This is a genomic window from Marinobacter sp. (assembly GCF_041690455.1).
Taxonomy (GTDB): Bacteria; Pseudomonadota; Gammaproteobacteria; order Pseudomonadales; family Oleiphilaceae; genus Marinobacter.
The window spans coordinates 14,144-28,860 of record NZ_JAWLHI010000017.1; the positions used below are offsets into that span (position 1 = coordinate 14,144).

Consider the following 14,717-nt stretch of genomic DNA (forward strand, 5'->3'; position numbering starts at 1 on the left):
CAGTAGGTTTAACTACCAGTGTAAGGAGTACGGGCGCCGGCCACAAACCGACCACTGTCTCACTCCCCTTGGTCCCGGAACTGCAGTCGGGCAAGACGCTGGTACAAGGGGTTGGTTTCCATGAGTTTCTGGTGGTTGCCGATAGCCAGTAACCGGCCGTTCTCCAGTACCGCAATCCGGTCGGCATCGCGCACCGTAGCCAGCCGGTGCGCGATCACCAGGGTGGTCCGGCCACGGGTCAGTGCCGGCATCGCCTGCTGGATCAGGTGCTCACTCTCTGCATCCAGGGCGCTGGTGGCCTCGTCCAGCAACAGTATCGGGGCATCGGCAAGAAGCGCCCGTGCCAGGGCCAGACGCTGTTTCTGGCCGCCGGACAGGCCCAGGCCATTGTCACCGAGCCGGGTGTCATAGCCTTGCGGCAGCCTGTGGATAAATTCGTGGGCATGGGCCACGCGGGCCACCTGCTCCACGTCCGCCTGGCTGGCGTCCGGCCGGGCATAGCGGATATTGTCGGCGACCGAACCATTGAACAGCGCCGGGTTCTGCGGCACCAGCGCAAAGCAGCGGCGAAGATCGGTCAGCTCAACAGCGGAGGTATCGATACCATCGATCCGGATGCGGCCTGCCTGTGGACCATAGAAGTGCAGCAGCAGGTCGAACAGGGTGGATTTTCCGGCGCCGGAAGGCCCCACCAGCGCGAGGGTCTCGCCGGGCTCGATGGTCAGGCACAGGTCATCCAGCGCGGGCGTTTCAGGCCGGCTCGGGTAACAGAACCGCAGATGGTCGATCTCGATCCGGCCGGCCACCCACTCCGGCAGTCTGGCCGTTGACTTGCCCCGCTCACCGAATTCCGGGCGGGTTTGCAGCAGTTCGAACAGCCGGGCCGCGGACCCGGCAGCCCGTTGCAGCTCGCCAATCACCTCGCTGATGGCACCGGCAGCCACGCCCACCAACAGGCTGTAGAATACGAAGGCGGCCAGTTCCCCGGGGCTGATGCGGCCCTCGATGACATCGAGCCCGCCAATCCAGATCACGATGCCGACGGCGCCCATCACCAGGGAAATCGCCAGGGTGGTCAGCCAGGCCCGCTGCCGGATCCGGGCCCGGGCGATGTCGAATGCCCGTTCCGACACCTCCCCGAAGAAGCGCCGGTCCTGGGGCTGGTGATTGAACGCCTGTAGCGTCTTGATCTGGGTGAGGCTCTCGCCCACGTAACTGCCCACATCGGCCACCCGGTCCTGGCTCAGCCGGGACAGCTGCCGGACCCGGCGGCCAAAGAACAGGATCGGCGCAATCACCAGCGGGAAGCCGAGCAGGATGATGCTGGCCAGTTTCGGGTTGGTCACGAACAGGAGTACCAGACCGCCCACCAGCATCAGCGCGTTGCGCAGGGCAATGGATACCGTTGAGCCGATCACCGATTGCAGCACGGTGGTGTCGGCGGTGAACCGGGACTGGATTTCCAGCGCCCGGTTCTGTTCGAAGAAGCCCGGGTGCAGGTCAATCAGGTGGTTGAATACCCTTTTTCGGATATCCGCCACCACCCGTTCGCCGATCCAGGACACCAGGTAGAACCGGGCAAAGGAACCGAACGCCAGGCCCAGCACCAGCACAAAGAACAGGCCAATGGCCCTGGCCAGGTTGGCCGGTGATTCGGTGGCCAGGCCCTGATCCACCAGGATCCGCAGCCCCTGCCCCAGGCTCAGGGTGATGCCGGCGGTAATGACCAGGGCCACCAGGGCGCCGGCAACGGCACGCCGATAGGGACTGATGAACTCACAGACCAGTTTCAGGGCTTTGCGGTGACGGGTGTTGATAGTCTGCCTCCGGATATCCACAGGAAGTGCTGTACACTTTGATCGCTGTCCATCATACGGCTGAATCGATCATTTTGCCCTGACCGAAAAGGAAAACCCGTGCGCGCGTACGCTGACAACGATTACCCCGCCGACCACAAGCCTGACTGGAAAGTGATTGCCGGCCTCTGGCCCTACCTGCGGGAGTTCCGTGGTCGGGTGATCCTGGCGTTGTCGTTGTTGGTGCTGGCGAAGCTGGCCACGGTGGCCACACCGGTTGCCCTCAAGTACATCGTCGATTACCTGGACCAGAACCGGGGAGCGGAGATGGTGCTGTGGATACCCGTTGTGCTGGTCATCGCCTACGGAAGCCTCCGGTTTGCCGGTACCCTGTTCAGCGAACTGCGCGATGCGGTCTTTGCCCGGGTGGCGGAGCGGGCCATGCGCCGGGTGTCCCTGCGGGTGTTCCGGCACCTGCACCAGCGGGAACTGGCCTTTCACCTGGACCGGAAGACCGGGGGCCTGGCCCGGGATATCGAGCGGGGTACCAACGGCATCAGTTTCCTGCTGCGCTTCACCCTGTTCAACATCGTCCCCACCCTGCTCGAGATCCTGTTGGTCGCGGGCATCCTGCTGGTGGTGTTCAACGTTAGTTACGTGCTGGCGATTCTGGTGGCGGTGGTGGTCTACGTGGTGTTCTCCATCAAGGTCACCGAATGGCGCACGAAGTTCGTACGGGAGGCCAATGCCCGGGACAACCAGTCCAACTCAAGGGCGGTGGACAGCCTGCTCAACTACGAGACGGTCAAGTACTTCAACAATGAGCACTATGAGGCGGAGCTGTATGACCGGGACCTGGAGGACTGGGAAACGGCCCGGCTGAAAAACCGGCTGTCACTGGCCACCCTGAACGGCGGCCAGGCCTTGATCATTGGGGCGGCCCTGATCGTGATCATGGCCATGGCGGTGCGTGAGGTAGCGTCCGGGGAGATTACCCTGGGGGATTTCACCATGATCAATGCCTACCTGATCCAGCTGTTCATCCCCCTAAATGCCCTGGGATTTGTTTACCGGGAAATCCGCCAGGCCCTGGTGAACGTCGAGCGCCTGTTCAAGCTGCTCGACGACCGGCCGGTGATTGTGGATAAACCGGATGCCCCGGCCCTGGCTGTGGATAACGGCGAGGTCCGGTTCGACCACGTTCACTTTGGCTACCGGGCTGACCGACCGATCTTGAGGGATGTGGATTTTTCCATTCCCGCCGGGCATACGGTGGCAGTAGTCGGTGCCAGTGGTGCCGGCAAGTCCACCCTGGCGAGGTTATTGTTCCGGTTCTTCGATGTGGACAGCGGCAGTATCCGGATCGATGGCCAGGATATCCGGGACGTGACCCAGGACAGCCTGCGGGCTGCCATCGGTGTGGTGCCCCAGGACACCGTCCTGTTCAATGACACTCTATACCGGAACCTGGCCTATGGCCGGCCGGAAGCCACCGAAGAGGAAGTGCACCGGGCCGCCCGCATGGCCCACCTGGAGGGGTTTATCCACAGCCTGCCCGAGGGCTATGACACCAAGGTAGGTGAGCGTGGTCTGAAACTGTCGGGGGGCGAGAAGCAGCGCGTGGCCATCGCCCGGGTGATCCTCAAGAACCCGCCCCTGCTGATCCTGGATGAAGCCACGTCGTCACTGGATTCCCTGTCGGAGCAGGCGATCCTCGGAGCCCTGCGGGAGGTCAGCCGGCAGCGGACCACCCTGGTCATCGCCCATCGGCTGTCGACCATCCGGGATGCCGATACCATTCTGGTGATGGATGCCGGCCGGATCGTGGAGAGCGGCCATCATAACGAATTGCTGGCCCTGGACCGCCATTACGCCCGCCTCTGGCGCCAGCAGCACCAGGATCAGTCGCCGGCGTGACGGCTTGCCGGGGCCAGGCTCCGGTCATACACCACGACCTGGTTCCGTCCCGCGGCCTTGCCGGCATAGAGCGCGGTATCCGCCCGGAGCATGATCTCCTTGGCGTCGCCGTCCTGCTGGCAGGAGACCGCAATACCGCAGGTAATGGAGCCCCGGATACCCTGTTCGGGGCCGTTGAACGAATGCTCGGAAAGGGTCTGGCGAAGGCGCTCGGCAAGATGGCGGGCGCTGTCCTGGTCGCTGTCGGGTAGCAGGATGGCAAACTCTTCGCCACCTATGCGGGCGAAAGTATCACTGGCGCGCAGGCTGTCCTGGACCAGACGAGTGGTCTCCCGTAACACCATGTCCCCTGCATTATGGCCGAACCGGTCGTTGACCTGCTTGAACCAGTCGAAATCAAACAGGATGACTGCATAAGCCGGTCCGTTCCGGCGGTAGCGCTGGTATTCCCTGGACAGCAGCTCCATGAACTGGCGACGGTTGGCGGCCCCGGTCAGCTCGTCGGTGATGGCAATCTGCCGCAACTTTTCCTCCAGCTCTTTCTGAGCGCTGATGTCGAGAATCGCGCCATGCCAGAGGATACTGCCGCTGTCCCGGAATTCCGGTCGGGCCTGGCCGTAAACCCAGCGGACATGGCCGTCCACCACGACCCGGTATTCACAATTCCAGTCCCCACCACTGGCCCGTGAGGCCTCAATTGTGTCGCGCACATGCTGGAGATCGTCGGGATGAATCTTGTCAAAGATCAGGGAGGCATCCTTGCGTACCTGTTCCGGGCTGACCCCATAGATCCGCTCGATCCCGGCGCTGGCATAGGGAAAACTCATGAAGCCGTCCGGTTGCATCTCGAACTGGTAAATCACACCCGGAATCGTCGCCGCCATCTTTTCCAGTCGCTCGATGGTCTCGAGCTGCTCCGCCTGGACCGTCTCGAGCTGTTGCTGGTATTCCCTGGCGGCGCTGATGTCGATGTGGGTGCCACTGACCCATTCCGGATCGCCCTCGGGGGTCCGGCTCACCAGGCGACCATAATCCCGCACCCAGACCCAGTGGCCATCCCGGTGACGCATGCGGGCTTCGCATTCGTAGTAGTCCGTCTCACCCGGAAGTGGGCCTGCAGGCGCTTCTCGGACTCTGCCAGATCATCCGGATGGGCAAATTTCAGCCAGGTCTCGATGGAGACCGGCTGCAGTTCTTCCAGCGTGTAGCCAATGATCCGGGCCCAGCGTTCGTTGAACACCGTCTCACCGGTCTGGACGTTCCATTCCCAGGTGCCGGCCCTGGTGCCTTCGAGAATGGTCTTGAGCCGGGCGGCCTCATCCTGGCCAAGGTAGGCGCTGTGCTCCGTTGTGGATCTGTCGGACATTGAATTGATTGCCTGGAACTTTCGGGGTCTTGTCAGACTATAGTTGAGGAATCGTTCATATACGACCCAACCGGCCCGGCAGATGCCGCAAGCGCCCGGGCCAGCCCGGAGGCCCGTACCACCTGTTGGCTGGCACTGGCTTTGAACACATTGGCATCACCGGTGATCAGGCTGAACCAGTTCCGAGCCCGGGTGATGCCGGTATACACCAGCTCCCGGGTCAGCACCGGGCTCATCCGATCCGGCAACACCAGGCAGGTGTGATTGAACTCCGAGCCCTGGGATTTGTGGACCGTCATGGCGTAGACCGTCTCCAGCTGCTGCAGGCGGCTCGGGGAGATCCAGCGGATGCCGTCGGACCCATCGCTGCTGGGGAAGGCCACCCGCAACGCGGGCCGGGGTTCGCCGTTCTCGGCCCGGTCCCAGGGCACACTGAAGGTGATGCCGATATCGCCGTTCATGAGGCCGAGATTGTAGTCATTGCCGGTGACCAGTACCGGCCGCCCGGCGTACCAGCCTTCCGCCCGGGGGATCAGTTTTTCCGCCAGCAGGTGACGGGCAATGCGTTCGTTCAGGCCTTCCACGCCCCACGGACCCTGACGCAGCGCACACAGCAGCTGGAAGTCACCGAAGGCAGCCAGCACGCGGCGGGCCAGCTCGTCCCAGTCCGCCAACGGCCTGTCCATCCCCAGATTGTGGTTGGCCATCAGTTCAAGGTAATGGCGATAGCCCACGGGGGCTGGTAGTTCCTTACCGTGCAGTACCCTGCCCTGGCCCTCATTGCGGAATGCCCCGGGACTGCCGGAGATGGCGTGATGACAGATGCGCTCCAGCGTCGCTTCCGGATCAGGATTGGCATCGTCGCCGTTGAGCCAGACCACATCATCGAAGTGCGCCCGGCGACAATGTTCGAGCATCGTGGCATCCAGGGAGTCGGTATTGACCGCTTCCGCCAGCTCACGAATACCGCTGCCCTCGGTGAAGCGGTAGCTCTTGCGAAGCATGGCTACTGCCTGGTCGAGCGCCTGCCCCTGTGGATCCAGCAAATCCTCCGGCAGTGGTTGCCCGGTCGCCGATTCCAGCCACTGTGCCGTGTCAGGCCGGTAGTGGGCCTGCCGGGCCCGTTGGCACAGTTCGCCAAGAACCGCGCCGGCATCCACCGACGCGAGCTGGTCCTTGTCGCCGAGCAGAATCAGCTGGGCATGGACCGGCAGGGCCTCGAACACCGAGGCCATCAGGTCGACATCCACCATGGAGGCTTCGTCGATCACCAGGATATCCACCAGCAGGGGATTGTCCCGGTTATGGCGGAACTTCCGGGTATCCGGACGACTGCCCAGCAACCGGTGCAGGGTGGTGACGCGAGTTGGGATATCCTCCAGCCTGACCCGGCCGGGGAGCTGATCCAGCGGCAGGCGGCTCACCGCCCCGCCAATGGATTCGTTCAGCCGTGCCGCCGCCTTGCCGGTGGGCGCGGCCAGCCGAATGCGGAACTTCCGGCCGGCGCGGCCGGGATCCTCACCCGCCACTGCCTGCAAGGCCGCCAGCAGGTTCACCACTGTGGTGGTCTTGCCGGTACCCGGCCCGCCGGTAATTACGGCGAAACGTTTGTGCGCTGCCAGCGCACAGGCCAGTTTCTGGTAGTCCACGTCATCCCCGGGCTGGAACAGGATGTTCAGTGTTTCAGTCAGGGTCCGGGTGGCACCTGAGCCAGGATCATCGAGCGGGGAGTTCAGGGCCAGGCGGTCACTGATACCCCGGGCAATCCGTTGTTCGTAACGCCAGAAACGCCGCAGGTAAAGGCGGGTATCGTTCACAACCAGTGGTGTGGTCAGTAAGCCATCACTTACCGCCCGAGTATTGGCCAGCGCAGTCAGGCAGTCTTCAAGCGAGGCCTTTACCAGGACCTCGGATGGCGAAGGGCATGCCTCCTGGTCCCCGACCGGGAGTGCGGCTATGGTCTCTTCCGGTGGCAAGGCCAGGGTGTTGCCGGCGTCCTCCAGCAAGCTCACCAGGTCGATGCAGACATGCCCACGCCCGACCTGGTGCGAGGCCAGCGCCGCCAGCAACAACAGAAGCGGGTCCGGGTTCTCGCCCTGCTCTTCACACAGTTGCCGGATCAGGCGCGCAAAGGCCACATCCAGCGGGCGGATCCATTCGGCCTGGCGCCATTGCTCCAGCAGTGTTTCCAGTTGCTCGAGATTCATGCGGCGTCCTCCCCATGCAAGGTGTCACCATCGAACAGGGCGTCGAGCTGTTCGATCAGTGCCCGTGGCGGTTTGTCGGTGAAAGCACCGGCACCGGGGGCATGGATACCCCGCAGGAACAGATAGACGGCACCGCCGATGTGCTGGTCATAGTCGTAACCGGGCAACCGGGCCTTGAGCAGGCGATGCAGGGCCAGCAGGTAGAGTACGTATTGCAGGTCGTAGCGCTTGTCGAGGATAGCCTGGCCCATGGCCTGGTCGGTGTAGGCGCTGTCGTCTTCCCCGAGGGTATTGGATTTGTAGTCGAGCACGTAGTAGCGGCCCCCGTGTTCAAATACCAGGTCAATGAAGCCCTTGAGCATGCCGTTGAACCGGCGGTTATCCACCTGGGCCCGGTCCGCGCCCTCGAGGGTGTGCCGGCGCACCAGGCTGTCCAGGGCACCGGTGGCGACGTTGCAGCTCTCGAACCAGAATTCCAGTTCCGGTCGCACGGTGCCGAATTCCTCAAGGGCGGCGCAAGTGCCCCCGTCGCGGTCCAGGCGCAGGGGGGTCCGGATCAGGCTCAGCAGCCAGTGCTCCAGGGTGTCGGTCCAGTCGGCCCAGCCGCGAATGGTGCAGCGCCGCGCCAGGTATTCCCGCAGCATCGCCGGGTTATCCACAACCTGGCCAAAGCCCTGCTGGCAGCACCACTCCAGCAGTTCGTGGAGGAAGGTGCCCGGCCCCGCGCCTTTCGGAAACTGGTGGAGCGAGTGATTGGCGGGAGCGGTCGGCCCCTCATCGCCGGTGCCCTGGGCGGATTCTTCCAGCAGGTTCTGGGTTTCGGCGTCCTCCACCTCACCGCTGAACACGATGCCGGTGCCGGCCAGGCCGGTGTATTCGATCGAGGAATAACTGGCAATCCACCAGTCTTCCCGGGCCTCCCGGGTCGCTTCCAGTGCCGGCCCCAGGGCTTCCGCTGCCTCTTCGATATAGCAGGCCGTATCGGCTTCGGGCAGTGTCATGGCCGTGATCGTGTCCGCATCCCCGGCCAGGGGAGTCAGGCTGTCGGCCAGGGGGTACTGCTCGCGGCCTTCGCCACCGAGCAGGTAGCCCAGGCCGCTCTGGGCCCAGTTGTCGATGGTGGCGACACCCACCCAGGTGGCATACCGGGCCCGGGTCAGGGCCACGTAGAGTTTGCGGATATCCTCGCCGAGCCGTTCCCGGTCCGCCCGGGCGACCGCCTCGGGTTCCGGATCGAACACGGTAACCAGCCGGCCCTGGTCATCGTGGTAGCGGACATAGGCCTGTTTGTCGTTCTGGGCCCGGAACGCGGTCCCGAACGGCAGGAATACCAGTGGGTATTCCAGACCCTTGGATTTGTGCACGGTAATGACCTTGACCAGACCGGCGTCGCTTTCCAGTCGCAGGGTGCGGTATTCGTCTTCCTCGTCCGCCGCCCTCAGGATCTGGGCGTAGTGATGCACCAGCGCGTGCTCGCCATCCAGCTGCAGGCTGTCCTGCTGCAGCAGTTCGGCGATGTGCAGGATATCGGTCAGCCGCCGTTCGCCATCGGGCCGTTGTAGCAGCCGTGCCGGTACTTCGAAGTCCATCAGGAAGCTGCGCAGCATCGGTAGCACGCCCTGGGTCCGCCACTGGTCGTGATAGCCCATGAACCGTTCGATTTCCCGCTCCAGGGCGATTTCGTCGGTAAGCAGCCTATCCAGGCTCTGCCAGGACTGGCCCAGGGTGGGCGTGGCCAGTGCCGCCCGGGTCAGGGCCAGTTGCCGGGGTTCGGCAAAGGCGCGCAGCCAGGTCAGCACCTCGCTGGCCTCGGTGGAGGTCAGTACCGAATCCCGGTCAGACAGGTACACGCTCTTGATCCGGCGCTGGCCCAGGGCTTCACGCACTGCCGCCGCCTCGTTGCGATTGTTGACCAGGATGGCAATGTCAGCGGGGCAGACCGGCTGAAGGTCCGCCGGGTCATCCGGCAGCGCAAAGCCGGCCCTGCCCTGCTGCCCCAGGGTCAGCAGACGGGCGACTTCGCTGGCACAGGTTTCGGCCACCTCGGCAGTGGCCGTGCCCTTGGCCATGGGCTTGCGGTTGCCGTTTCGGTCCTCGTCCTCACTGTCCAGGGTCCAGAAGCTGAGGCTGGGTTGATCCTCGCCGTCAATCCGCCATTGCCGTTTGGTGCCGTTGGCATCGACGCCCTGGAACGGCAGTGGTGTGCGGTCGCCCTTGCCGAACAGGAAGGCGCCGTCCCGGCTGTTCCGGTCGGCGTGCTCGAACACCCGGTTCACCGCCGCCACCATGCTGGCGGAGGAGCGGAAATTGCGGCCCAGGGTCCAGGTGCGGTCCCGGGCACCCTGGCGGGCTTCCAGGTAGGTATAGATGTCCGCGCCGCGGAAGCCATAGATGGCCTGCTTGGGATCCCCGATCATCAGCAGGCAAGTGTCCGGATTGTTGTCCGCCACCCGGTAGATCCGGTTGAAGATCCGGTACTGCACCGGGTCCGTGTCCTGGAACTCATCGATCAACGCCACCGGGAACTGGCGGCGGATGGTGGCGGCGAGCTGATCGCCCCGGGGGCCATGCAGGGCATCGTCCAGGCGGGTGAGGAGGTCGTCGAAACCCATCTCCGAGCGTTGCTGTTTCTCCGATTCCAGCCGTTGCGCGACCCAGACGCTGGCGTGTCTGAGAATATCCGCCCGGGCGCTGGGCTGGTTCTGGCTAAACTCCATCAGTTCAACGATGGCGTCAAAGGCCGGATGATACGGGGCCGGATCCTCGCCCTTGAGGATCTGTTCCAGGCCTTCCGGGGTCTGGTTACGGAACCCGGCCTTGTCCAGGCCATCCGGGACCGGCTCGTCTGATTCTGCCCAGGCCAGGAGGGTATCCCAGATCTTGACCATGGCGTTCTTGCTGACACCGTGCAGACGCTTGCTCTTGTTCAGTTCGTTGAGCAGGGCAACCACCTCGCCCTGCCACTCGGCCCAGGGATACGCTTTCAGTTCCCGGGCTCGGCCCAGGCGCTGGCTGACCACCGAATCAATGACCTCCTGCACATCGCCGGCCGGAGAGCCCAGCTGGCTTGCCTCGGGAATCAGGTTGCGGATGGCCCCACGCAGGGCCTCCGGGGTTTTCCAGTGACCCAGGGCCTCGTCCATCAGCACCGGGGGCAAGGGGTAGATGAAGGTGCGCCAGTAGTCCCGGACCACGTCGTCGAGCAGTTCACTCTGGTCGGTTTCCAAAGTCAGCCGGAACAGGCTGCCGCTGTCGAAGGCGTGTTCGCTGAGCATCCGGTTGCACCAGCCGTGGATGGTGGAAACCGCCGCCTCGTCCATCCATTCCGCCGCCAGCAGCAGTTTTTTCCGGCACTCCGGCCAGGTCGCCGGATCGGGGTAGCTGGCCTCTCTCAACTCATACAGGAGTCTGGTTTCAGCCGGAGGCTCGCTGGCGTCGGCACTGTCGGAAAACACCTCGGCCGCCTGGGTCAGGCGGGTGCGGATGCGGTCCCGCAGCTCCTTGGTGGCGGCGTCGGTAAAGGTCACCACCAGCAGGTTGGGCGGCAGCATGCCCCGGGCCAGCGGACTGTCCTCGCTCTGGCCATGGCCCAGTACCAGCCGCACGTACAGGATGGCGATGGTGAAGGTCTTGCCGGTACCGGCACTGGCCTCGATCAGGGTGCTGCCGTTCAGGGGCAGGGTCAAAGGGTCGAGGTTCGGATTGCGATTGGTCATCTCGGTACTCATGCCTCTCCCTCGATCTGTTCGGCGGCGGACTTGCCCTGCTCTGCCTCCCAGAGCGGTACATACAGCTGGTGCAGCAAGGCCTCGAATTCACCGCTGGCGAACAACGCCTCCGGGCTGTCGAAGGCACCGCGCAGGTAACCGGTGTCCCGTGCCAGGGCGGTGCTGTAGGCCTGCTCGGCATCGTTCCGGGCCCGCTCATCATCGCCGCGGTATTTCTTGCTCTGGTAATAGCTGGTAATCCAGGCGAATCCCGCCTCACAGTGGATGGGCAGGGTGCGGGTGGTGGCCTCCATCCACCGGCTAAGGATGGCCTCCAGGTGCTGTCTGGCCTGTTCCGGAGCCATGAGTGCGAAATTGAAAGTGCGTTTCTCCTCCCTGGCCAGAATCAGGGTCTCGAAAGGCTGATCGGTGAGCTGGCCGGCCAGGTGAATCACCCAGTCCCGCATCAGGTTGGCGTAGCGCACTTTCCTGCTGCCACCGGAGCCGGACAACAGGCTGGAGCCGGCCACCACCAGCCGGCACAATCGGCCGTCGGGGCTGGTGCGCAGGTTGTCGATCAGGTCGACCACTTCCACCGAGCCGGTGTCGTTCCGGTACGGGTACTCGAAGTTCAATGGTTCGGAGATGGCCTCCGGCCAGTCGGACAGCGCGTCCCGGTAGCGTTGATGCAGGTCCGGTAACCGACCGGCCAGTTCCGTGCGCAACCGGTGTTCGGTGACCCCCATGCCCAGGTCGCCGCGGCGGGCCATGCGATCGAGGGTCGCTTCCAGGCGTTCATGCAGGTCTTCCTCGCTGACGGCCTTGATCACGCCTTCGCGGATCAGTTCGCTGTCCAGCCGCCACCGATCCAGGCCGTTGAGGTCAAAGTTCTCGTTATCGGTGTCATCGTCCTCCAGCTCCTCGAAATGCACCTGCAGGCGTCGCTGATAGAAGGTGTCGATGGGCTTTTTCAGGAAGTTCGACAGGTCGCTAAGCCGGATCGGCTCCTCCGGTTGCTGGTACGGCAGCGGTGCCTGGTCCGGTTCCGTCGCCCCGGCTCCGTGGGCATTGCGCCATTCCCGCTCGAAGGTGAACAGGCTGCGGGCCTGCAGCACCTCGGCCAGAGGTCGGGGTGGGTTCGCGGGACCGGCCTCCAGGCCGTTGCCGCGGGGAAAATAATCCCGGCTGAAGGGCTGCAGCGGATGCCGGGTGGTCAGGGCTTCGGTGACCGATCCGTCCGGCTCGCCCGGCAGTGCCCACAGGCTGTCCAGATGGTCCTGCAACTGGCCCACCAGAACGGAGGGAGGACGCTCCGAATCGTCCCTGATACTGCGGCCCACCCAGCTGATATAGAGCTGTTCCCGGGCTGACAGCAGGGCCTCCAGGAACAGATAGCGATCATCCTCACGCCGGGACCGGTCGCCGGGTCGGTAGTCGTTGGCCATCAGGTCGAAATCCACCGGGGGCCGGGAGCGCGGGTAGTCACCATCGTTCATGCCCAGCAGGCAGACCTTGCGGAACGGGATCGCCCGCATCGGCATCAGGGTGGCGAAGTTGACCTTGCCGGCGAGGAAGCGCTGGTTCAGTCCGCCTTCGTCCAGACCGGCCAGCAATACATCCTTGACGATGTTCAGTGGCAGGGGTTGGGTGTCCAGCCCTGCGGCCAGGGCGTCCTCGAGCCATTGTTCCAGCTGGCGGCGGAAGCGGTTGAGCAATAACAGGTCGTTGCCCTCGACCCTGAGGAAAAAGCGCTCGAGCATCTGCGAGAACAGGGTTTCCCAGTCCGCCGGGGTGCGCGGCGCCTGCAGGGCCTGCCAGAGATCTTCGAGTTGCTCCACAAATTCCGCCAGTCGCCCGGCCAGACTCGCCTGCAACCCGCCGATCTCACCATAGGGTTCGATGCCGGCCCAGGGCTTATCCTCGCCCATGCCGTAACCGAGCAACATGGCCCGCAGGCCGGATTGCCAGGTATTGCGTTCCAGCTCCGCCGGCAGCTCCAGGCTTTGCCGGTGTCGCCCGTGCAGGCCCCAGCGGATATTGGCGCCTTCCACCCAGCGCCGGGCCAGGGGAATCTCGCCCTCGTCGATGCCGAAGCGGTCCCGGATGCCGGGCACCTCCAGCAGGCTCAGGATTTCACTCACCCCGAAACGGCTGCGCGGCAGGGACATCAGGGTTTCCAGGGCAATCAGCACCGGCTCGTGGTGGCGCTGCCCCTGGTCGGAGATGGTGAACGGGATGTGGCGTTTCTGCCCCGCCTGGTAACGGCCGAACACGGCCTGGATATGGGGTGCGTAGACATTGATGTCCGGCACCATGACCATCACGTCCCGGGGGCGCAGGCCGGGATCGGCATTGAAGGCGGCCAGCAGCTGGTCATGGAGGATTTCCACTTCCCGCTGGGGGCTGTGGGCATCGTGGAAGACCAGCGAGTGATCCCGGGCCAGGTCCAGCCGGCGGCTTTCCGCGCGGATGTCCTGCAGGGGCGTCAGGTTATAGATATCGTTCTGAAGCTGGTGCAGCAGGGTCGGTTCGCCCGGTTCGCCGTGGGCGGAGAAAATGTCGATCTTCTGGTCCGGGGTCTCGAACCGGTCACGGTATTCCTCGGGATTGTCGAACTCGTCCAGCAGACGGATGTAGTCCCGCCCCTGTTTGCCCCAGGCCGCCAGCAACGGATTGGCATGCTGGTGCAGCTGGTCCGGATCGGCAATCTTCGACAGTTCCGGATGGGCAATGCCCCGTTTGCGTTCGGCCTTCAGCAGTTCCCGGTCACTGACGATATCGGCCCAGTAATACTGGCAGGGGTTGTGGACGCACAGTACCACCTGGCTGAACCGGCTGAGTACGTATAGCGCTTCCAGAGCCTGGCGTGGTAGCGAGGAGACGCCGAACACTACGATCCGCGCTGGCAGTCGGGAGCGGTTCGCCGGCGCTGACCGGCGCTGGCCTTCCGCCATGAACCGGGTGTGAATCCGGGACCGGCTGGTGTGGGCGTCCGGTCCCACATCCTCCACCAGTTTGCGCCAGAGCAGAGGCTGCCACAGCGTCTCCGGGTCCAGGGGCTTTTCCTCGTTGCGGGCGGTGATCACCACATCCCGGCCCTGCTCCCAGGCACTGAGCCAGTCGGCCCGGAATACCTGGTACTGGTCAAACAGGTCCGCCACCTTCTCTGCCAGCTGGAAGTTGCGCAGGTCGGTGTCGCTGCCATCCAGGAACCGCGCCAGCGGCGTGAAGGCCTCGTCCTGGTCCACCAGATCCGGCAGCAGCCGGTACAACCGCCACACCAGCCGGCGTTTGTCGAAGGGCGACTGTTCCGGCACTTCGCCGTCCGGCAGCACCGCCCGGTACGCCTGCCAGATAAACCGCGCCGGAAACAGGAAGTCCATGCCGGCGGCGATACCCAGGCCGCCCCTGGCACCATCATCCGAGCGCTTTTCCGCCAGGGCCAGCTTCAGCCACTGGGCAATACCGTTACTCTGGACCAGGAAGGTCTCGCTCTGCAGTGGCGGCAGCGGGTTTTCCCGGCACAGGAAAATCACCGCGCGGCGCAGGTCTTCCAGGTGGTTGGCATGGATGGCGTGAAAGCCGGGCTGGATGGCGGAGTGGTCGGCCATGGGGCTCCTTGTTGGCGATCGGTTCAATCCTGATGCCACAGGTTACCGTATGTGGCTGGAAAATCAGACGGTCATTATGCCTGATCAGTCTGAGCAATGGCTGCGACAGTTAC

At 64.1% G+C, this 14,717-nt stretch carries 7 protein-coding genes; 1 reads left to right on the forward strand and 6 read right to left on the reverse strand.

What is annotated here, in order from left to right; translation table 11 throughout:
* Nucleotides 1–59: 59 nt before the first annotated feature.
* On the reverse strand, nt 60–1,793 hold the full coding sequence (locus ACESMW_RS05950) for an ABC transporter transmembrane domain-containing protein (RefSeq protein WP_372986175.1): 1,734 nt from the start codon (nt 1,791–1,793) through the stop codon (nt 60–62).
* 123 nt (nt 1,794–1,916) lie between these two features.
* Between ACESMW_RS05950 and ACESMW_RS05955 the strand changes: the two genes are divergently transcribed.
* The gene (locus ACESMW_RS05955; RefSeq protein ID WP_372986143.1) at nt 1,917–3,713 is read left to right on the forward strand and encodes an ABCB family ABC transporter ATP-binding protein/permease; all 1,797 of its coding nucleotides are present in this window, start codon (nt 1,917–1,919) and stop codon (nt 3,711–3,713) included.
* Here ACESMW_RS05955 and ACESMW_RS05960 read toward each other — a convergent pair.
* Genes ACESMW_RS05960 through recC form a run of 5 tightly spaced genes read right to left on the reverse strand, consistent with a single transcriptional unit; the run spans nt 3,698 to nt 14,604 of the window.
* On the reverse strand, nt 3,698–4,783 hold the full coding sequence (locus tag ACESMW_RS05960; RefSeq protein WP_372986144.1) for a diguanylate cyclase: 1,086 nt from the start codon (nt 4,781–4,783) through the stop codon (nt 3,698–3,700). The two genes, ACESMW_RS05955 and ACESMW_RS05960, sit on opposite strands and share 16 nt — an antisense overlap.
* Complete coding sequence (locus ACESMW_RS05965; RefSeq protein ID WP_372986145.1) at nt 4,729–5,079, reverse strand: PAS domain-containing protein; 351 nt, start codon at nt 5,077–5,079, stop codon at nt 4,729–4,731. The genes ACESMW_RS05960 and ACESMW_RS05965 overlap by 55 nt, the downstream gene beginning before the upstream one ends.
* A 32-nt stretch (nt 5,080–5,111) precedes the next feature.
* On the reverse strand, nt 5,112–7,286 hold the full coding sequence (gene recD, locus ACESMW_RS05970) for an exodeoxyribonuclease V subunit alpha (RefSeq protein WP_372986146.1): 2,175 nt from the start codon (nt 7,284–7,286) through the stop codon (nt 5,112–5,114).
* On the reverse strand, nt 7,283–11,014 hold the full coding sequence (recB, locus tag ACESMW_RS05975; RefSeq protein WP_372986147.1) for an exodeoxyribonuclease V subunit beta: 3,732 nt from the start codon (nt 11,012–11,014) through the stop codon (nt 7,283–7,285). The genes recD and recB overlap by 4 nt, the downstream gene beginning before the upstream one ends.
* Nucleotides 11,011–14,604, reverse strand: a complete 3,594-nt coding sequence (gene recC / locus ACESMW_RS05980) for an exodeoxyribonuclease V subunit gamma (protein ID WP_372986148.1) — start codon at nt 14,602–14,604, stop codon at nt 11,011–11,013. The genes recB and recC overlap by 4 nt, the downstream gene beginning before the upstream one ends.
* Between the last annotated feature and the right edge of the window lie 113 nt (nt 14,605–14,717).